The organism is Pelagerythrobacter sp. Soil_C_18 (assembly GCF_057657235.1).
The window spans coordinates 51,488-70,049 of record NZ_JBDGIU010000007.1 but is presented as its reverse complement, the minus strand read 5'-3'; the positions used below and the strand labels follow the sequence as shown (position 1 = coordinate 70,049).

19 protein-coding genes are annotated in these 18,562 nt (G+C 66.9%); 7 read left to right on the top strand and 12 right to left on the bottom strand.

What is annotated here, in order from left to right; all coding sequences use genetic code 11:
* Positions 1–5: 5 nt before the first annotated feature.
* Positions 6–2,276 (bottom strand): TonB-dependent hemoglobin/transferrin/lactoferrin family receptor, encoded by a 2,271-nt coding sequence (locus AC3A5N_RS14225; RefSeq protein WP_487737981.1) that lies wholly within the window; start codon positions 2,274–2,276, stop codon positions 6–8.
* 265 nt (positions 2,277–2,541) lie between these two features.
* Between AC3A5N_RS14225 and AC3A5N_RS14220 the strand changes: the two genes are divergently transcribed.
* From AC3A5N_RS14220 to AC3A5N_RS14210, 3 genes are all read left to right on the top strand, one after another.
* The gene (locus AC3A5N_RS14220; protein WP_487737980.1) at positions 2,542–3,012 is read left to right on the top strand and encodes a hypothetical protein; all 471 of its coding nucleotides are present in this window, start codon (positions 2,542–2,544) and stop codon (positions 3,010–3,012) included.
* Positions 3,002–3,415, top strand: a complete 414-nt coding sequence (locus AC3A5N_RS14215; RefSeq protein ID WP_487737979.1) for a hypothetical protein — start codon at positions 3,002–3,004, stop codon at positions 3,413–3,415. The genes AC3A5N_RS14220 and AC3A5N_RS14215 overlap by 11 nt, the downstream gene beginning before the upstream one ends.
* A gap of 62 nt (positions 3,416–3,477) precedes the next feature.
* Positions 3,478–4,398: an LOG family protein gene (locus AC3A5N_RS14210; RefSeq protein ID WP_487737978.1), complete on the top strand. Its 921-nt coding sequence runs from the start codon at positions 3,478–3,480 to the stop codon at positions 4,396–4,398.
* Between the two features lie 14 nt (positions 4,399–4,412).
* Here AC3A5N_RS14210 and thiD read toward each other — a convergent pair whose 3' ends face one another.
* The 3 genes from thiD to glmM form a co-directional block, all read right to left on the bottom strand.
* Complete coding sequence (gene thiD, locus AC3A5N_RS14205) at positions 4,413–5,210, bottom strand: bifunctional hydroxymethylpyrimidine kinase/phosphomethylpyrimidine kinase (protein WP_487737977.1); 798 nt, start codon at positions 5,208–5,210, stop codon at positions 4,413–4,415.
* 67 nt (positions 5,211–5,277) lie between these two features.
* Positions 5,278–5,502, bottom strand: coding sequence for a DUF1272 domain-containing protein (locus AC3A5N_RS14200; protein WP_487737976.1), 225 nt, complete (start codon positions 5,500–5,502; stop codon positions 5,278–5,280).
* Positions 5,502–6,839, bottom strand: coding sequence for a phosphoglucosamine mutase (glmM, locus tag AC3A5N_RS14195; RefSeq protein WP_487737975.1), 1,338 nt, complete (start codon positions 6,837–6,839; stop codon positions 5,502–5,504). The genes AC3A5N_RS14200 and glmM overlap by 1 nt, the downstream gene beginning before the upstream one ends.
* 78 nt (positions 6,840–6,917) lie before the next feature.
* Here glmM and AC3A5N_RS14190 point away from each other — a divergent pair, with 78 nt between their 5' ends.
* Positions 6,918–8,177 carry a dicarboxylate/amino acid:cation symporter gene (locus AC3A5N_RS14190; protein WP_487737974.1) on the top strand — a complete coding sequence of 420 codons (1,260 nt, stop codon included), beginning with the start codon at positions 6,918–6,920 and terminating at the stop codon, positions 8,175–8,177.
* 80 nt (positions 8,178–8,257) lie between these two features.
* Positions 8,258–8,869: a superoxide dismutase gene (locus AC3A5N_RS14185; protein ID WP_487737973.1), complete on the top strand. Its 612-nt coding sequence runs from the start codon at positions 8,258–8,260 to the stop codon at positions 8,867–8,869.
* A gap of 54 nt (positions 8,870–8,923) precedes the next feature.
* Here the strand turns inward: AC3A5N_RS14185 and AC3A5N_RS14180 are convergent, their stop codons facing one another.
* The 3 genes from AC3A5N_RS14180 to AC3A5N_RS14170 are packed head-to-tail and all read right to left on the bottom strand — an operon-like array spanning position 8,924 to position 10,951.
* Positions 8,924–10,117, bottom strand: a complete 1,194-nt coding sequence (locus AC3A5N_RS14180) for an AI-2E family transporter (RefSeq protein ID WP_487737972.1) — start codon at positions 10,115–10,117, stop codon at positions 8,924–8,926.
* A gap of 46 nt (positions 10,118–10,163) precedes the next feature.
* Positions 10,164–10,775 (bottom strand): sigma-70 family RNA polymerase sigma factor, encoded by a 612-nt coding sequence (locus AC3A5N_RS14175; protein ID WP_487737971.1) that lies wholly within the window; start codon positions 10,773–10,775, stop codon positions 10,164–10,166.
* The gene (locus AC3A5N_RS14170; protein WP_203108673.1) at positions 10,775–10,951 is read right to left on the bottom strand and encodes a NepR family anti-sigma factor; all 177 of its coding nucleotides are present in this window, start codon (positions 10,949–10,951) and stop codon (positions 10,775–10,777) included. The genes AC3A5N_RS14175 and AC3A5N_RS14170 overlap by 1 nt, the downstream gene beginning before the upstream one ends.
* Positions 10,952–11,174: 223 nt before the next feature.
* Here AC3A5N_RS14170 and AC3A5N_RS14165 point away from each other — a divergent pair, with 223 nt between their 5' ends.
* Positions 11,175–12,809 carry a CHASE domain-containing protein gene (locus AC3A5N_RS14165; protein ID WP_487737970.1) on the top strand — a complete coding sequence of 545 codons (1,635 nt, stop codon included), beginning with the start codon at positions 11,175–11,177 and terminating at the stop codon, positions 12,807–12,809.
* 181 nt (positions 12,810–12,990) lie between these two features.
* Here the strand turns inward: AC3A5N_RS14165 and AC3A5N_RS14160 are convergent, their stop codons facing one another.
* The 3 genes from AC3A5N_RS14160 to AC3A5N_RS14150 form a co-directional block, all read right to left on the bottom strand.
* Complete coding sequence (locus AC3A5N_RS14160; protein ID WP_487737969.1) at positions 12,991–13,785, bottom strand: response regulator; 795 nt, start codon at positions 13,783–13,785, stop codon at positions 12,991–12,993.
* A gap of 328 nt (positions 13,786–14,113) precedes the next feature.
* Positions 14,114–14,524, bottom strand: coding sequence for a response regulator (locus tag AC3A5N_RS14155; RefSeq protein ID WP_487737968.1), 411 nt, complete (start codon positions 14,522–14,524; stop codon positions 14,114–14,116).
* A gap of 113 nt (positions 14,525–14,637) precedes the next feature.
* Positions 14,638–15,795 (bottom strand): N-acetyltransferase, encoded by a 1,158-nt coding sequence (locus AC3A5N_RS14150; RefSeq protein WP_487737967.1) that lies wholly within the window; start codon positions 15,793–15,795, stop codon positions 14,638–14,640.
* 149 nt (positions 15,796–15,944) lie between these two features.
* Between AC3A5N_RS14150 and AC3A5N_RS14145 the strand changes: the two genes are divergently transcribed.
* On the top strand, positions 15,945–17,027 hold the full coding sequence (locus AC3A5N_RS14145) for a fatty acid desaturase family protein (protein ID WP_487738140.1): 1,083 nt from the start codon (positions 15,945–15,947) through the stop codon (positions 17,025–17,027).
* A 76-nt stretch (positions 17,028–17,103) separates the two neighbouring features.
* Here the strand turns inward: AC3A5N_RS14145 and AC3A5N_RS14140 are convergent, their stop codons facing one another.
* A complete protein-coding gene (locus AC3A5N_RS14140; protein ID WP_487737966.1) occupies positions 17,104–17,394 on the bottom strand; it encodes a hypothetical protein in 291 nt (96 codons plus the stop codon).
* Between the two features lie 67 nt (positions 17,395–17,461).
* Entirely contained in the window at positions 17,462–18,559 is a 1,098-nt protein-coding gene (gene lptG / locus AC3A5N_RS14135; protein ID WP_487737965.1) for an LPS export ABC transporter permease LptG, read from the bottom strand.
* Positions 18,560–18,562 lie beyond the last annotated feature (3 nt).

Here is an 18,562-nt window from a genome sequence, read left to right as displayed (position 1 = left end):
CCCTGTTAGAATCGGAAGCTGAGCGAGATGCTCGCGTTGCGGCCGGGCCGCGTGTAGGCGTCTATGGCGCGCGCATCGGCCGCCAGTCCGCGCACGTCCGACCAGTAGGCGTATGTCTCGTCGGTCAGGTTGAAGACACCGGCGCGCAGCTTGATGGCGTCGGTCAGCGCGACGAAGGCGGTGGCGTCGAGAATGGTGAAGGCGCCCGGCCGGTAGCACTCCGCCGAACAGACACCTGCCGCATCGTCGCGCGACTTGCGCGCATGGTGGGTCGCGATCAGCTCCGCACCGAAGCGGCCTGCCGGCTCGCGGTAGCCCAGCCCTGCGACGAAATTGAGCGGGTCGACCGTATTGAGCGGACGCCGCGCCTCACCCGGTGAGAGGATGTCGCCATCGGCATAGGCGATGGCGAACCGGCCGTAGACGCCGCTGTCCATGGTGTAAGTGGCCTTGGCCTCGAGCCCTTCGATCTCGACGCGGTCGTAATTGACGAACTGGTAGATCGCGGGATCGGCGGGCGTGAACGATCCGCTCACGACCTGCTGACTGATGAAGTCGTCGTAGTCGGCATGGAAGGCGGCCAGGGAGAGCGAGACCGCGTCGCCGGTGAAACGAACGCCGGCTTCCCAGCTTTCGCTACGCTCCGGGCCGAGATCGGGATTGGGCGCGGAGATGTAGCCGTGCGCGAGATTGCCGAAGAAGTTGTTCACCTGGCTGGGCGTCGGGGCGCGGAAACCCTGCGCATAGTTGCCGAACAGCAGCACGCCCTCCGCCAGCCGAGCGGTCACGCCGAGCTTGGGCGACAGGCGGCTGTCCTTCTGTCCAGCGCCCTGGAAGCCGGGCAGCAGCGGATCGTCGGTCGGGTCGAGCTCGTAGAAATCGAAGCGGAGCGCCGGGAAGATCGTCAGCGCACCGTCGAACAGCGCGATCTCGTCGGCGAGGAACACGCCGCCAAGCGTGAAGTCGGTGACGGGAAAGGCGCGGGTCGGGAACGTCTCGCCCGCCGGCGGTTCGGTGCCGTCGCGCAGACCTTCCTGGCGGGTGAAGCTGACGTCGCCGCCGAAGGCGAGCGTGTGCGTGAGCGGCCCGGTCGGGAACGTGCTGCGCGCTTCGGCAGCGGCGCCGTAGACGCGGTTCTCGAATGTGTTGAGGCGCTCGCGGTCGGGCACCGGCGTGCGCACCTCGCGGGTGAACTGCACGTCCTCACCGTCCTGGAAGTAGACCGCGACGTGGGCGTAGTCGATCGCGCCTGTGCCTTCGCCCGTGAAGGTCCAGTCGAGCGAGAGGCGGGTGCGGTCGGTCTTGTCGTGCGCGTTCAGATCGTCGACGTTCCACACCGGCGTCGGTCCGAAGAGGTATGCCGGCCCTTCGCCCGAGAGAATATCGCTGAACAGCTCGCTCTCAAGGTACTCGCCCGTCAGCCGCACGCGGTGCGCGCCGCTTTCCCACACGAGCTTGCCGAGCAGCGCGTTCGAGTGGCCGTCCTGCGGGTTAGGGAGCGTCCGCTCCTCGCCGATGCCGCCGACGGTGCCCTTGTTGTCGAGTTCCTCGAAGTCGCGGCGAGTGTAGGCAACCAGCGCCGACCAGTCGCCGCTGCGGCCTGCCAGCGCGGCGGTTTCGGCGAACTCCTCGTCGGCGCTCGAGTATGAGGCGCGCACGAAGCCGCCAACCGACTTGCCCGCATCGATCAGATCCGCGGGATCGCTGGTGGTGAAACTGACTGCGCCGGCCAAGCCGTCGCTGCCGTAGAGCGCCGAGGCCGGGCCGCGCAGGATTTCGACCGACTTGACCAGCGAGACGTCGGTATAGCCGCCGCGGCCGGCTTCCTGCGCGCCGAAGGTGAAGCCTTGCGGACCGCGTATGCCGTCTACCTGGATCAGCACGCGGTTGCCGCCGATCCCGCGGATCACGAAGTCCTCGTTGCGGGCGCGGCCCGTGGTGCCCAGCGCTGCACCAAAGCGGGCCGGGGCGCGGCGGACCGAGACGCCGGGCTCGTAGCGGACCAGGTCCTTGATGTCGGTCGCGATCGTAGCCGCTATCTCCTCGTCGGTGATGACGGTCACGGTCGCCGGCACGTCGTCGATCGAGACGGGGGTGCGGGTCGCCGTGACCACGATGTGCGGATCGCGCTCGGCGCTTGTGGAGTCGTTCGCCGTATCTTCGGTCGCCAGCGCAGCGCCCGCGCCGAGCACCGTCAGCGCAATCCCCGCCGATGCACACAACCACCTGCCGGATCGCGCCGCGATCCGCAGCCCGTTCCTCGAACCTTCTCTCATCGGAGCCCCTGTTCTTCTATTATTGATAATGATTCGCACTAGAATCAGTGTAGGCGTGCGTCAAGCATGATCATTGCTGGCAGGGGCGAACCTCGCGCGTGTCTCAGCAAGGCCTTGATAATTACGGTTTTGTAGGAGGGCCAAACCTATAGAGCTCCTCTCGCAAAAAACCTGTGGTCCGTCGCTTCTGGGAATTTTCTGCACAGACACTCTTGCATTCAGTTCGCTAATGCGAATAATTCTCAACAATGCTAAGGAGAGTAATGTGGCGATAGGCAGGGACACGTTCGCGCAAGGTGTCATCATCAGGCTCTTCCGCGCCTGGTCGGCACAGGTCGAAGCCGGGCATGCGCCGATGGAGCGTCTGCAGGAAATCGTCGCGCCGCTCGGCTTGCCGGATGAGACCGCGATCGCCTGTGCAAGCCTGTTCGAGCTCATCGAGGGGCATCTGGGGCGGCGGCTCGTCCGCGAATCCTGCTGCAGCCGGCGGCTGTCGCCCGATGAAAGCGCGCTGCTCGGCGTGCTTCGTGTGGCTCCGTCGCTCTCGGCCGTTGCCGGCACCACGGCGGTTCCCCATGGGCTCCCCGGCGCGATTATCTGGGCGGTGATCTCCGTGCGCCAGGCGCTCGGCATGACGGAGCCGGACGACGGCCCGGACGAGGCGTCGCAGGGGCCGTTCCCAGCCTGCCCGTTCTCCCCGCGCGTTCATACCGCGGAGGCGCTTCATGGCATTTGATCTCGCCGCACTGACCAGCACGCCCGACTTGCGCAAGGTGTCGCCGATTCACGCCCGGCTGGTCGGAGCGATGCGCTACACCCACGTCGCGCGCCGGGTGGAGACGTACTCGCATGCGGACCTTGCCCGCTGGCTCGGGACCCCGTGCGCGGTGCAGAGCTTTCACGTCTTCCTCGATGAGGCGGGCCGCTCCTGGCCCGATCCCATCGCGCTCAATCCGCCGTGCCAGCCGCTTTTCAGCTACGACGAGATGCTGCTCGTCGATCTCGCGACCGCCGCCGCGCGCAACGATCGCGACGTGTTCGACGACTTCGTGCGCGACATGGTCGGCCTGAGCGGCCGCAACGCCCTCTGGAGCGCCGCGCGCCGGCTGATGCGCTATCTCACGACAGCGGTCGGCTGATCGCGCTCCGTATCGGCGCATCGTGCTTGCCCGCCGGGGGCGGCGGGCCTAGGGCGCTGGCAATGGCAGACGAAGAAACGAAGAACAGCGAACGCGATCTCGCCGATCGCAAGTTCTACCCCGCCGACCAGGAAGCCGCTTTCTCCGACCGGGCCTCGCCCGACACGCCGCAGACGCGCCATCCGGCCTATCGCCTGGCGTTCCGCGACACGGACTTCCTGCTGCGTGACGAGCTCCGGCCAGTGCGCTTCCAGCTCGAGTTGCTGAAGCCCGAGATGCTGCTCGACGAGGCCGGAGTCGGGTCGACCCTGGTCATGTACGGCTCCGCCCGTATCCCCCCGCCCGAGTCGGTCGCCGAGGCGATGGAGGGTGCGGCGAAGCTGCCCGAGGCGGAGCGGCGCGTGGTCGAGAACCTCGCCAAGAAGGCGAAGTATTACGGTGAGGCCTACAAGCTGGCCAAGCTGGCCTCCGAAAAGTCGATCATCGAGGACGGCAAGCGGCAGTTCGTGATCTGCTCGGGTGGGGGTCCGTCGATCATGGAAGCGGCGAACAAGGGCGCAAGCGACGCGGGCGCGGAATCGATCGGGCTCAACATCGTGCTGCCGCACGAGCAGGCCCCCAACTCCTACGTCACGCCCTATCTCTCGTTCCAGTTCCACTACTTCGCGCTACGCAAGATGCACTTCCTGCTGCGAGCGAAGGCCGTGGCGGTCTTCCCCGGCGGGTTCGGCACGTTCGACGAGTTCTTCGAACTGCTCACGCTGATCCAGACCGGCAAGATGAAGCCGATGCCGATCCTGCTGTTCGGCAAGGATTTCTGGAACCGCGTGGTCGATTTCGAAGCGCTGGCGGACGAAGGCACGATCAACCACAAGGATCTCGAGCTGTTCCGCTGGTGCGAGACGGCCGAGGAAGCGTGGGAGAAGATCGCCGGCTTCTACCAGCTCGACGACTACAGTCCTCCGGGTGTCGAACCCGCTTAGAGCGGACGCTGACCTCAGCCGCCTCCGCGCACTGCCTGGTGGCCGAGCGGGCCGCTGCCCGCGCCGAAGCCAGGCGCCTTGTGCAGCGCCTCGATGACGAACCGCCGCGCGAGGCGAATGGCATGGTCGAGCGGCTGGCCGTGGCCGAGAAGCGTCGCGATCGCCGAGGCAAGCGTACAGCCGGTGCCGTGGGTGTGGCGCGTATCGATGCGCGCATCGTCGAACGAGGCGAAATCTCCGCTGGTGTAGACGAGGCGGTCGACCACCCGCTCGCCGACTGCATGGCCGCCCTTGACGAGTACTGCGCAGCCGTGTTCCGCCGCAAGGCTGTGCGCCGCAGCCGCGATCTCGTCCGGCGTGTCGCACGGCATGCCGGTTAGCGCAGCGAGTTCGGGCAGGTTCGGGGTTGCCAAGGTCGCGCACTTCATGAGCGCGGCGAAGGCGGCGATGGTCTCCTCGCTTGCGAGCACTGCGCCGCTGGTCGAGACCATCACCGGGTCGAACACCACGTGCCCGTCGAACCCGGCGAGCCGCTCGGCGACGGCATGGGCGATCTCGGGCGAGCCGAGCATGCCGATCTTGATCGCGTCGGCGCCGATGTCGGACAGGCAGCTTTCGATCTGCTTCTCGACGAAGGTGACGGGGAGCAATTCGACGCCCTGCACACCGGTCGTGTTCTGCGCGGTGATCGCGGTGATCGCGGTCATGGCATAGCCGCCGAGCATGGTGATCGTCTTGATGTCGGCCTGGATGCCGGCGCCGCCCGAACTGTCGGACCCGGCGATGGCGAGAATGCGGGGAGGTGTGGTCATGCGCGACGCCTTGCCCCGGGTGCGGGGCGAAGTCGAGATGCGTCTCGCCTGCCGGTGCGGACGGCGATCAGCCCTTGAATCTGCGCTCCGTGCCGGGCGGATACTTGTCGTGCAGCGCCTTCGCGCGGATCGGGCGGTCCATCAGCTCGCCGCCGCAGTTCGGGCAGACGTCGTCGAGCGCCTCGGCGCAAGGGGCGCAGAAGGTGCACTCGAAGCTGCAGATGAACGCCCCCGGCACTTCGGCTGGCAGGTCGGCGCCGCAGCGTTCGCAATCGGGGCGCATCTCGAGCATCAGGCGGCTTCCTGCACGGCGGCGCAGATCCGGTCGACCACCTGTTCGACCTGCTGCCCGTCATCGCCTTCGGCCATGACGCGGATCAGCGGCTCGGTGCCCGAAGCTCGGATCACGAGGCGTCCCTTGCCGGAAAGCTCCGCCTCCGCCGCGGCGATGCAGGCCTTCACGCGCTCCGCCTCGAGTGGTGCCCCGCCGTTGTAGCGCACGTTCTTGAGCAGTTGCGGCACGGGATCGAACAAGTGCAGCAACTCGCTCGCGCGCTTGCCGGAGCGCACGAGCCCGGCGAGCACCCGTAGCGCAGCAAGCGTGCCGTCGCCCGTCGTCGCGTGGTCGAGCAGGATCATGTGCCCCGATTGCTCGCCGCCGACGTTGAACCCGCCCGACTGCATCCGCGCTAGCACGTGGCGGTCGCCGACCTTGGTTCGCTCAAGCGACAGGCCCTTGCCCGCGAGATAGCGCTCGAGTCCGAGATTCGACATGACCGTCGCGACGACTCCGCCGCCGCGCAGAGCGCCTTTCTCGGCCATGCGCGTGGCGATCAGCGCCATGATCTGGTCGCCGTCGACCGTGCGGCCCTTCTCGTCGACGACGATCAGGCGATCCGCGTCGCCGTCCAGCGCGATCCCGACATCGGCGCCTTCGCGCACAACCGCTTCGCAGATCGCCTCGAGCGAGGTCGAGCCGACGCCGTCGTTGATGTTCGTGCCGTTGGGCGCGTCACCGAGCGTGATCACTTCCGCGCCCAGCTCCCAGATTGCGGAGGGCGCCACCTGGTAGGCGGCGCCGTTCGCGCAGTCGACCACGACCTTGAGCCCGTCGAAACGGGTCTCGTTCGACACCGATTGCTTGACCGCGTGGATATAGCGTCCGCGGGCGTCCTCGATCCGCCGGGCGCGGCCGATCATCGCGGCGGCGGCGAGAGGCGGCTCGCATTCGAGCAGCGCCTCTATCGCCATTTCGTCCTCGTCGGACAGCTTGAAGCCGTCGGGGCCGAACAGCTTGATCCCGTTGTCCTCGAACTTGTTGTGGCTGGCCGAAATCATCACGCCCAGATCCGCCCGCATTTCGCGCGTGAGCAGTGCGATCGCGGGCGTGGGCAAGGGCCCGGTCGTCACCACGTCCATGCCCACGCTGGTGAAGCCCGCGACCAGCGCGCTTTCCATCATGTAGCCCGAAAGCCGCGTATCCTTGCCGATCACCACGCGGTGGCGATGGTCGCCGCGCAGGAAGTGTCGGCCCGCGGCTTGGCCCACACGCATCGCGGTGGCGGCGGTCATGACGCCATCGTTGGTGCGGCCGCGGATGCCGTCGGTGCCGAAAAACTTGCGTGTCATGTTCGAAATCTATCCCGATGCGATTTGCCACGCAGTTCTGGCGCGGTTAGGCGACGAATGGAAGGGACCCGCAATCGGATGGCCGTCGAAAAGGCAGAATCGAACGAACTCCTGGCGATCCGCCTGCCGGTCTGGTGGACCTTCGGCGGGCTGGTTGCCGGTCTGCTGGCGGGGCTGGTCCTCGCCGGTACCGATGCGCTCGCCCCGGTGCTCGCGATAACCGAGCCTGCCGGCACCCTGTGGCTGCGCGCACTGCAGATGACGATCATCCCGCTCGTCGCCGCGCTGCTGGTGATCGGCATCGCGCAGATGGTCCGCGCGGCACGCGCCGGCGCGGCCGCGCGGCGAATGCTCGGTTGGGTCTTCGCGGTGCTCGTCTTCTCGGGCCTGGTCGCGGCCGTCTTCATGCCGCTGCTGCTGAGCGTCTTTCCGATTCCCGCGGCCGCCGACACGCTGCTGGAGACCGGCGGCATCGCGCCGCAGGAAGTGCCCGGCGTCAGCGAGTTCGTCACTTCGCTGATCGCGCCTAACGTGATCGCCGCAGCGGCGGAAACGACGATGCTGCCACTCACGATCTTCTTCGCGCTGTTCGCGGTTGCTGTCGCGCGCTTGCCAGAAACGCAGCGGGCCACGCTGCTCGGCGTGTTCCAGGCCCTTGCCAATGCGATGCTGACGATCATCGGCTGGGTGCTGTGGATCGCGCCGGCGGGCGTCTTCGCGCTCGCTCTCGGCGTCGCGGCGCGGGCGGGCGGAGGCGCCTTCACCACGCTGGTGCACTACATCCTGGTCGTTTCCGCGATGGGCGGGGTGATCCTGATCGCCGGATATGTCCTCGCGTGGATCGCGGGCGGGATCGGCCCGCTGCGCTTCGCTAAGGCGATGATCCCCGCGCAGGCCGTTGCGGTCTCGACTCAGAGCTCGCTGGCGAGCCTGCCTGCCATGCTTGCCAGCGCGCGGCGGCTGTCGCTGCGTGAGAGCACCGCCGATTTCGTGCTGCCGCTGGCGGTCGCGATCTTTCGCGCCACGAGCCCTGCCATGAACATGGGCGTGGCCATTTATGTCGCCACTCTGGCCGGCGTCGAGCTGACGCCCGCGATCCTCGCGGCCGGCATTGCGGTGGCGCTGGTGATCAGCGTCGGGTCGGTCAGCCTGCCCGGGTCGATCAGCTTCGTCGTCTCGATCGGCCCCATCGCGCTGGCGATGGGCGTTCCGGTGGAGCCGCTCGCGCTGCTGGTGGCAGTCGAGATGCTGCCCGATCTCATGCGCACCCTCGCCAACGTCACGATGGATGTGGCAGTGACCGCCGCGACCGATCACACGGACGAGGAGTCGGACTGAAACATGCAACGCATCCGCCGCCCGCGCGTTGGTCGGGCGAGCCGGGAACCCTTCACCACTGAACCTTAGAGGAGCCAACCATGGCATTCAGACTGATCGATCTGCCTTATCCCAGCGACGGCCTCGCGCCTGCGGTGTCGGCCGAGACGCTGTCGTATCATCACGGCAAGCATCACCAGGCCTATCTCGACAAGACCAACGCCGCGATCGCCGGCACCGACCTCGAAGGGCAGCCGCTCGAAGCGGTCGTCGCCTCGGCACGGGGCAGCAACCAGGGCCTGTTCAACAACGCCGCGCAGAGCTGGAACCACGGGTTCTACTGGCACTCAATGGCGCCAGACGGGGGCGAACCTTCGGCCGAGCTGGCGCAGATGATCGACGCGGCGTTCGGTTCGCTCGACGATCTCAAGACCAAGCTGGCAGAGCGCGGCGCGGGCCACTTTGCGAGCGGCTGGGTCTGGCTGGCGGAAAAGGGCGGCCAGCTCTCGATCGAGGAGACTCACGACGGCGACACGCTGGCCGACCTCGACTTCAATCCGCTGCTGACGGTCGATGTGTGGGAGCACGCCTACTACCTCGATCATCAGAACCGGCGCCCGGATTACCTCGACAAGGTGATCAACGAGAAGCTCAACTGGGGCTTCGCTTCGGAGAACCTCGCGCGCGGCGAGACCTGGAAGTATCCGGCCTGATCCGCCGCCAAGGAAGCGAGAGGCCCGTCCCGCATCATGCGGGGCGGGCCTTTTCTATGCCGGCTCTTCCTCGTGCCCCATTTCCATGAGATTGGCCGCGAACAGCGGCTCACCGAAGATGAAGCCGACCAGATTGGGTCGTCCGACATGGTCGAAGAAGGCGGTCAGCATCAGCAGGATCGGTACGGATAGCAGCGCGCCGAACACGCCCCAGACCCATGAGAAATAGCTGAGCGCGATCAGGATCAGCACCGGGTTCATCGTGAACCGCGCGCCGAGGATCGACGGGGTGACGATGTTCGATTCGACCGTGTGCAGGCCCAGGTAGGCCGCCGCGGGCACGATCCCCAGCAGCACCGTCTCTGCCGTGCCGATCCCGAACAGCGCGAGCAGCGCAGTCATTGCCAGCGGCCCGATGTAGGGCAAGAAGTTGAGGATCGCGGCGAGGCCGCCCCACATAACCGGCGCCTCCACACCCAATGCCCAGGCGCCGAGGGCGACGATCACGCCGACGCCGGCGTTGATCCAGGCGACGGTGAGGATGTAGGCGGCGACCCTGTCCTGCACCTCGCGCATCACGCGCGCGGCCTTGATGCTGGTGCCGAAGCTCGCCCGGTCGAACAGCAGGTGGCGGCGTAGCCGGACCCGCGCCTCGATCATGAAGAAAGTCATCAGGAAGGTCAGTAGCACTTCCAGCACGACGCTCGGCGTGGCGAAGGCAAGCTGCTCGATGACCGAAGGACTCGCGAGGACGACTTCGCGGCCCGAGCGGCCCATGAGCCCGGCCAGCCGCTCGTTCGCCAGCGCGATCCAGGCGAACTGATCGCGCAGCTCCGCAAAGCGCGCGCCAACCTGATCGGCCATGCGCGGCAGCGAATCGAACAGCGTGATCGCCGGCTGCAGGATCAGCGCGAGCGCGAGCAGCAGAACGGCGAAGAACGCCGCCAGCGCGATCAGCGACGCGAGCACGTTGGGCAGGCCCCAGCCAGCGAGCTTGTCGGCCAGCGGCGCGAGGATGATCGTCAGCACCAGCGCGGTCACCAGCGGCAGGAACACGACCGAACCGATCGAGAGAACGAAGGGCAGGGCCAGGAACAGGCCGAGGCCGATCAGCAGCACGAGCGTGGAGATCAGCCGCAGTTCCTGCTCGGCAAACGCCGTGCGCCGCAACCGTCGCACGGGCTGCATGTCGCTCCCGGCGCGAGTGTCAGGTGGCACGTCGGTCATGCGGCTGTCGGATCCCGTCATTGGCTGCTGCGGAGCTTTGCCGCTGCGGGGCTGCGCAATCAAGCGCTCACCGCGTCGGCGAGGTCTCGCCGCGGCCGGCGGCCACCTCATCGAGCTCCTCGAGGATCGCGCGATGGGCCACTTCGTCGCCGATCGCGCGTTGCGGGATCGAGCCATCCTCGAGCATGGTGTTGAGCGCGGCGCGCGCTCGGCCCACGCGGCTCTTGATCGTGCCGACCGCACAGCCGCAGATCGTGGCGGCCTCTTCGTAGGAGAACCCGCCCGCACCGACGAGCAGCAGCGCCTCGCGCCGCTCGGGCGGCAGGGTCAGCAGCGCGCGGTGCATGTCGGACAGGTGAATCGGCTCCTCCTGCCCGGCCGGCTGGGTCAGCAGCCGCTCCGCGACATTCTCGTCGTATTCGCCGCGGAAGCGGTTGCGCCGCATGTCGGTGAGATAGGCATTGCGCAGGATCACGAAGGTCCAGGCACGCATGCTGGTGCCGGGCTCGAACCGTTCCTGCGCCGCCCATGCCTTCAGCAGCGTTTCCTGCACGAGATCATCGGCCATGTCCGGACGGCCGCACAAGCCCCGGGCGAACGCCCGCAAATGCGGTACGACCTCGGTGAGCTCACGTTTGAAGTCGGCCTTCTGCGAGGCCGTCCGCTCGTGTCTTGCCATCAGGATTTATCGTCCAGCTTGGCCAAAAGATCCTTGAAACTATCCGGAAGAGGTTCGTCGACAACCGAATCGTAAAGCTGGCGCAGGCCTTGGGCCCACCCCGGATTCTCGCCGCTTTTCGATTTTGCGTCGCCCCCCCGGGCCGCCCCCGTGCCTCGATCCCTGTCAGTGTGCATGCAGGTTCACAAATCCTTTAATGAAAGTCATACAACGCACCTAACCGTAGTTCGCGTTGCCGAAATTTTCCAGTTTCGATGTCTGGGGAACGAAGGCGGCTTTTCTTGGTTCCCGCAAGGCAATGGGGGTCTACGCGATCATGATAGAAATACATCGGATCGGGGGTAACGGCGCGGGTTGATGCGAATTCAAGGGCCTCGAAGAACCAGAAGGCGCCGATGGTTGGTTGAATATCCTCGCGCAGCTCCGGTCGGAATATTTCTCCTCATCGCGGCGATCACGGCGCTCAGCGTCTTCGCGATCGAGCGTGGGGAGGCGGAGCGCGAAGCCGCCACGCTCAACGAGCGCGCGCGGGCAGTGGCTTCCGCACTCGAGCGGCGGGGCAATGCGAGTGCCGCTTACCTGCGCGCGGGATCGGCCATGTTCGCCGCAGTCGACCGGGTGGACGAGAACCTGTTCGACCGATTCGTTTCCGAGCTGCAGCTCGACTTCGACTATCGCGGCGCGGAGGGGATCGGCTGGGCGCAGAGCCTCCGGCCGTTCGAGCTCGACCAGTTCCGCATCGGCGCGAACGAAGGCGTGGCCGGGCCGATCAGGATCCGCCCCACGCCGACGAGCGTGACCGGGCGCGTCGTGCCGGTCACGTTCCTTCGCCCCCTGACCGAGCGCAATCACCGCATGCTCGGCTACGACATGTATTCGGAGCCGGTCCGCAGGGCGGCGATGGAGGAGGCGGAGAAGTCGGGCCAGCCGACGGGGAGCGGCAAGCTCGTCCTGCCGCGCGGCGGCGTGGATGCGCCGGGCTTCGTCATCTACATGCCGGTGTTTCAGGACGGCCAGGGCGTCGGCCGCCGGCTGCGCGGCTTCGTTTTCAGCCCGTTCGATGCCGAGGATTTCCTGACCGCCGCGCTGGAGCTGGCCGACGCGGGCGAGCGCGGCGTGCGGCTCTACGACGGCGAGGCAACGCCCGACCGGCTGCTCGCGCAGATCGAGCCCGTCACCGGCTCCGGCATTATTGCGCAGAAGCAGATCACGATCGCCGACCGCCCGATGGTGGTCGAGGTGGAATCGGCCGGCTCCTATTCGCTCTCCACCCTGTCGATGCTGACCCTGCTGTTCGGGCTGCTGGTGGCGAGCCTGCTGCTGGTAGTGGCGCGGCTGGTGACCCAGCAGGCGCGCGAGGATCAACTCAAGCTCGAATGGCTGGAGGAGCAGGATTCGATCCGCAATTCGCTCACCCGCGAGCTCAACCACCGGGTCAAGAATACGCTCGCCAACGTGCTGTCGATCGTTGCGCTCACCCGTCGGCGCTCGGAAACGCTCGACGAGTTTGCCGACGGGCTCGACGGCCGCATTCGGGCGATCTCGGCGACGCACGATCTGCTCACGCAGTCCGAATGGGGCACCACTCCGGTCCGCGCCGTCGTAGCGGCCGAGCTGGCGCCGCACGTCAGTGATAGCAGCCAGGACTTCGTCATCGCCGGGCCCGAAGTCGAGCTAGCGCCGAACGATGCGCTGACGCTGGGCCTGGCGATCCACGAGCTCGCGACCAATGCCTCGAAATTCGGCGCCCTGAGCGAGCCGGAGGGGCGCGTCTCGGTCACCTGGGAGCTGGAAGGCAAGGATATCGTGCGGATGGAGTGGGTCGAGACCGGCGGTCCGCGGCTGACGGGCCGGCCTCAGGGGCGCGGCTTCGGCCTGGATCTGATCGAGAAGATCGTCGCGCACGAGCTCAACGAGAAGGTCGAGCTCGACTTCCCGCCGGAAGGGGTGCGCTGCACCCTGCGCATTCCCGTGCGCCGGCCGAGCGAATTCGCCATCCGCGCAGCGCGGCGGCGGAGCGTGATGGAAGGCTGAGGCCAAGCGGACGGCGGGCGGCCCGCGCCAGTCCGCCATCGTCATCCAGCGAAAGCTGGGACCGCTCTCCACCGGGTCGGACGATACGGCACGCGATCCCGGCTTTCGCCGAGACGACGGATTTCGAAATATCCCGAGATTGCGGGGCGGCTGGCTAGCCGGCCGCCCGCAACCGGCCCGATCAGGCGATCGGGCGGCTCGAGTTGAAGAACAGCGCCTGGCTGATCGCCGTGCGGACCGTGGCTTCCTTGAACGGCTTGGTGACCAGATAGGTCGGCTCGGGGCGGTCGCCCGTCAGCAGCCGTTCGGGGTAGGCGGTGATGAAGATCACCGGCACGCTGTCGATCGCGAGAATATCGTCGACCGCATCGAGCCCCGACGAACCGTCCGCGAGCTGGATGTCCGCGAGCACGAGGCCGGGCGTGCGCTGGGCAACCACTTCCTGCGCCTGCGTACGCGTCGCGGCGGTCCCGCAGATCTCGTGGCCGAGCGAGGTGACGAGGTCTTCCAGTTGCATCGAGATGAGCGGCTCGTCCTCGATGATCAGGACGCTCGTGGCCGATTCACGGTCGATCTCCTCGACCGCTTCCTGGACCAGTTTCTGCACCGAGTCGCTGTCGAGATTCATGATCTCGGCCGCTTGATCGATGCTGAAATCCTCCAGCGTCGTCAGCAGCAGCGCCTGCCGGTTGAGCGGCGTGATCGTGCTGAGGCGGTCGTGCGCGGCGGCTTCGTGATCGCTCGCACCCATTCCCGCACCTGCGACTTCCATGTGGGCGCTGGCCCAGATCTTGTTGAACGCGCGGTACAATGGCACCCGTCCGTCGGCGAGCGACGCTTTGAGATCGTCGTCGGCGAGCGCGGCTTCGAGCGTCTGGCGCACGAACGCGTCTCCGGTCGATTGCGACCCCGTCAGCGCGCGGGCATAACGGCGCAGGTAAGGCAGATTGTTGGCGACTTGCTCTCCAAGCGGCATGAATTCCCTTCCCTAGATAGGCGTCGCTAGAACGCACGCGCGCAGGCATGGTTCCAATGAGCCCGTCTGGTGGACGATAAGCGCTTGTTGTGCAACCATTACGCTTGATCCCAAGCTGTCGTGAAAATTTTCGAAATTTTTTCTGAGGGCGGGGAACCGGATTTCAGGACGAACATTATCCCAGTGTCACCGCCGAGACCCCCCTCCCGTCCAAGCGGCTGGTGATACGATCCCGAAGGGCCTCCGTTCGAATTTCGAGCGGAGGCCTTTTTTCTTGCTCTCCGCACGTGCGGGATGCCTGTCCGATCGGCCACGGGTCGACGCGGCGTCAGCGTGCGATAAGGCGGAAGCGGGAGAGCAGGCCGCGCGGATGCTGCTCGCGGACAGCACGGACGAGCGCCGCCGGTTCGTACGGTTTCACCAGTACAGGGCCCAGCGCGGCGATGTTGGGGGGGATCCTTTCGGGGGCGCCGGTGGAGAAGACGATCCCCGGCGGCTTGGGTCCGATGCCGTCGACCAGTTCGGCGACCGCCCACCCATCGTCGCGATCGGCCAGATGGACGTCGAGCACGATCACGTCCGGCCGGGCGCGGCGCAGCGCCGCCAGCGCAGCATCGGTGGTATGGCAGATCTCGACTTCCGCCGCGCCGGCGTCGATCAGCGCGCCTTCCATGCCCAGCGCGACCATCGCATCGTCCTCGACGATCAGAATGCGTCCGAGCTTGTGCGTCGTCTCCATGATGTTGGCATAGTCCGTTGGGCCCGGCCCGTTGCCGTGCGCTGGCTGTTCAACGGCAGGGGCGATGGCGGGGTTCCCACATTGGCCTGCCATCGGCGTGGTTCGGCCGCGGATTACAGCGCCTTGCGGTAGATCGCGTATTCGCGGTTGATCTCGCTTTCGATAGCGTCGGCGATCGCGATCATTCCCTGGTTGTCCTCCAGGATCCAGCCGATCTCGCCCCGGGTCGTCCCGTTCGCACGGGTTGTGTCCTCGCGAATGTCGCTGATCATCATGAAGGCGAGCTGGCTGGCCAGCCGCGAGCTGTGATACTCTTTCAGCACGCCCATAAGCGGAACGCGCGCGGTCCGCGCCCGCGGCCTGCGCAGCCAGCGCAGCATGGTGATCCAGCCGAAGGGGAACAGCTTTCCCCCGATCCGCGCCAGCGGCTCATTCACGTCGGGCAGTGCGAGCATGAAGGCGACCGGCTTGCCGTCCAGCTCGGCGATGCGGGTCAGTTCCTCGCGCACCAGCGGCTTCAGCTTCTTCGCGCCGTATTCGATCTCGCGCTCGGTGAAGGGCACGAAGCCCCAGTTGTTCGACCACGCGTCGTTGAGGATGTGCAGCACCGTGCGCACGTCCTGCGTGTAGTTCGCGTGGTCGACCGGGCGGATGCGGATGCGCGGATTGCGCTTGCCCGACTGGACGATGCGCCGGATCAGCGGCGGGAAATCTTCGCTGACGTCGAGCTCGTAAGTGAACAGCCGCTTGGCGACTTCGTACCCGAGGCTCTCGATATAGTCCTGGTAGCGCGCGGGATGATGGCCCATCAGCACCGTCGGCGCGTGGTCGTGGCCGGCGACGAGCAGCCCGGGCTCTTCCCACATGGACAGCGAGATCGGGCCGAGCACGCGGGTCATGCCCCGCGCGCGCAGCCAGTCTTCGGCGGCCGCCAGAAGCGCCTGCGCCGCGGTTTGGTCCTCCGCGTCGAAGTACCCGAAGATGCCGGTGCCGGGGCCGAACCCCTGCTCCGGCCGCATCTCCAGCATTATCCGGTCGACACAGGCCGCGATCCGGCCGACCGGCTTGCCGGTGCGCCGCGCGATGAAGAGCTGGACCTCGGCATGCTCGAACAGCGGATTGCGCTCGGGATCGAGCAGCTCGAGCTGCTCGGAGCGCAATTGCGGCACCGAATTCGGCGTCTCGTCCGCGAATCGGCGGCCCACGTCGACGAAGGCCGCGCGCCCCGTCTTGCCGTGGACGGGTTCGATCACTATTTCGGCGTCGGTCACGGGGTATCCTGTTCAGCTTGGGTTAGCCCTGTGTTTGCTTGTTGCAGATTGTCAAGCGACAGCGCCAATGGCTCCGCCACCGGACGTGATTGTTCCGCAAGGCGGTTTTTTGCTGTAGGGCGCGGTTTCCGGGAAATATGGCCATGAACATGCATCAGAGCATAGATTCCATTGCCCTCGCGCGCGCGGCAACGACAGTGCCGCCGAAGCAGGCGATCGCGGACGACAAGGCCATGTTGCGCGCCGCCCGCGACCTGACCAAGGATCTGATCGTCGCCAGGCCAGCGATCTACTGGACCGACATGCTGCTCTCAGCAGGGTTCGGCTATGCCGCGCTAGCCGGGGCGATCCTGGTCGGCAGCGTGCCGCTGGCCGTGATCCTGGGCGTCGTCGCCGCGCTCTCGCTCTACCGCGCGCTGCTGTTCATCCACGAGCTGTCGCACATCCACCGCGACGCGCTGCCGGGCTTCCGGCTGGCGTGGAACCTGCTTGTCGGCATTCCGATGCTCACGCCCTCGTTCATGTACGAAGGCGTGCACACGCTGCACCACGCGCGCACGCGCTACGGCACGGCGGATGACCCCGAGTACCTGCCGCTGGCGCTGATGAAGCCCTGGTCGCTGCCGCTGTTCGTGCTCATCGCGCTGCTCCTGCCCTTCGCGCTCCTGTTCCGTTTCGCGGTGCTGGTGCCGCTGGGCGCGGTGATCCCGCCCATCCGCACGATCGTGTGGCAGCGGTTCTCCTCGCTTTCGATCAATCCGCAGTTCCGCCGCCGCCCGCCCGAGGGCGAGCTTCGCCCGCGCGTGTTCTGGCAGGAGCTGGGCGGCAGCGTCTGGGCTCTGGCCCTGCTCGGCAGCACGTTCCTGATCGGCTGGCAGCCGCTGCTGATAGCGCTCACCGTGTTCTCGGCGGCGGCAGTGCTCAACCAGCTGCGCACGCTGGTGGCGCACTTGTGGGAGAACGACGGCGAACCGATGACGGTGACCGCGCAGTTCCTCGACTCGGTGAACGTGCCCCCGCCGGGGCGGATCGCGGAGATCTGGGCGCCGGTGGGCCTGCGCTACCATGCGCTGCACCACCTGCTGCCAAGCATGCCCTACCACTCGCTGGGCGAGGCGCACCGGCGGCTCGCAGCGCATCTCGGCACGGGTTCGACCTACGACGGGGCGAACCACCCGGGCATGGTCCCGCTGGTCCTGCGCATCGCTCGCAGCACGATGCGTCCGCGCTAAGCGGCATCACAGGCAAAGAAGAAGGGCCGCTCCCCACCGGGGAGCGGCCCTTCGCGCTTCTACCCTGCGTAGGGGCTTATTCGTCCTCGACCGTCAGCGACGGGTCGCCGTCGACGTCGGCGCGCACGCGCGTATCCTCGTCGCCGACATTCGCCTCTAGGCCGTCCTCGTTGACGGTCACGCTGTCGCCGTTGTCCGCGTTCGGAACGCCGCCTTCGGTCACGACAGTGGTGCTCTCGGGCGCGGGCACCGGCACCACGGTTTCCTCGACCACGGTCTCGGTCTCGGTCGGTTCGGGAGCATTCGCTTCGCTGCAGGCGCCGAGCGCAAGTGCGGCAGCGAGGGCGGGAACGGCGAGGATCTTCATGCCAGGTCTCCTTTGTGTCGACATTGTGGCATAGACTCGCAGCCCGGCAGGAGGTTCCCGCAGCCTGTTATTCTTCTGTGCGGATCAGCACGGTTTCGCCGATCAGCAGGAACAGGAAGAACGGCGCCCAGGCCGCAAGAAACGGTGTGTAACCGCCGAAACTGCCCATCGCGAGCGCGGCGTTGTCGATCACGAAATAGGCGAAGCCGAGCGCCATCGCGATGATCGCGCGCAGGAAGAGCTGACCCGATCGCGCGAGCCCGAAGGCGGCGATTGCCCCGAGAAGCGGCATGAGGAAAGCCGAGAGCGGGCCGGAGAGCTTATGCCACCAGGTAGCCCGCAGTTCCGCCGTCCGCCGACCGGCCTCCTCGTAGGCGCGGATCGACTGAAACAGCTCGATGAAGTCCTGCGTGTCGGGATCGACGCTTTCGAGCTCGATCTGCGCCGGGGTCAGCCCTTCGGCCACGACCAGCTCGGGCAGGCGGGCGGTATCGGCGGTCGCGACGTCGAAACGCGCCGGGTTCTCGAGCCGCCAGCCGGGGCCGGCGTAAGTCGCGGCATCGGCGCGGACTTGCTCCACCAGCATTCCGCCCTCGCCGCGCCGATACCAGGTGACGCCGCGCATGGTGATGTCGTCCCCTTCGCCGGCGAGCGAGGCCGCGGTGAGGATGTCGTTGCCGTCGGTCAGGTAGACGTTGGACCGGACGCCCGATTCCTGCGGAATGGGGCCGAAGTCGCTCGCTTCCCAGGCCTTGAGCGTCGCCGTCGTGCGGGTGACGACCACTTCGTTGAAGGCGAAGCTGATCGCGGACACCACCGCCGCAGTGAGCAGCAGCGGCGCGAGCACCTGGTGCGCGGAGAGGCCGGCGGCCTTCATCGCGATCACTTCGCTGTTCTGGTTGAGCGTCACCAGCGCGATGATCGTTGCCAGCAGCACCGAATAGGGCAGGAACCGCGCGGCCAGCTGCGGCACGCGAAGCGAAACGTAGGTCCACAGCTCCCCCTGTCCGTTGCCCGGCGCGGCCAGAATCTCGCCGCTGGTGCTGAGGAGATCAAGCATCATCAGCACGAGCACGAGGATCGCGAGCATCGCCAGGATGCGCACCGCAAACAACTTCGCGAGATAGAGCGTCAGCGTGCGCGAGGGGAAGAAGTCGAACTGCATCGG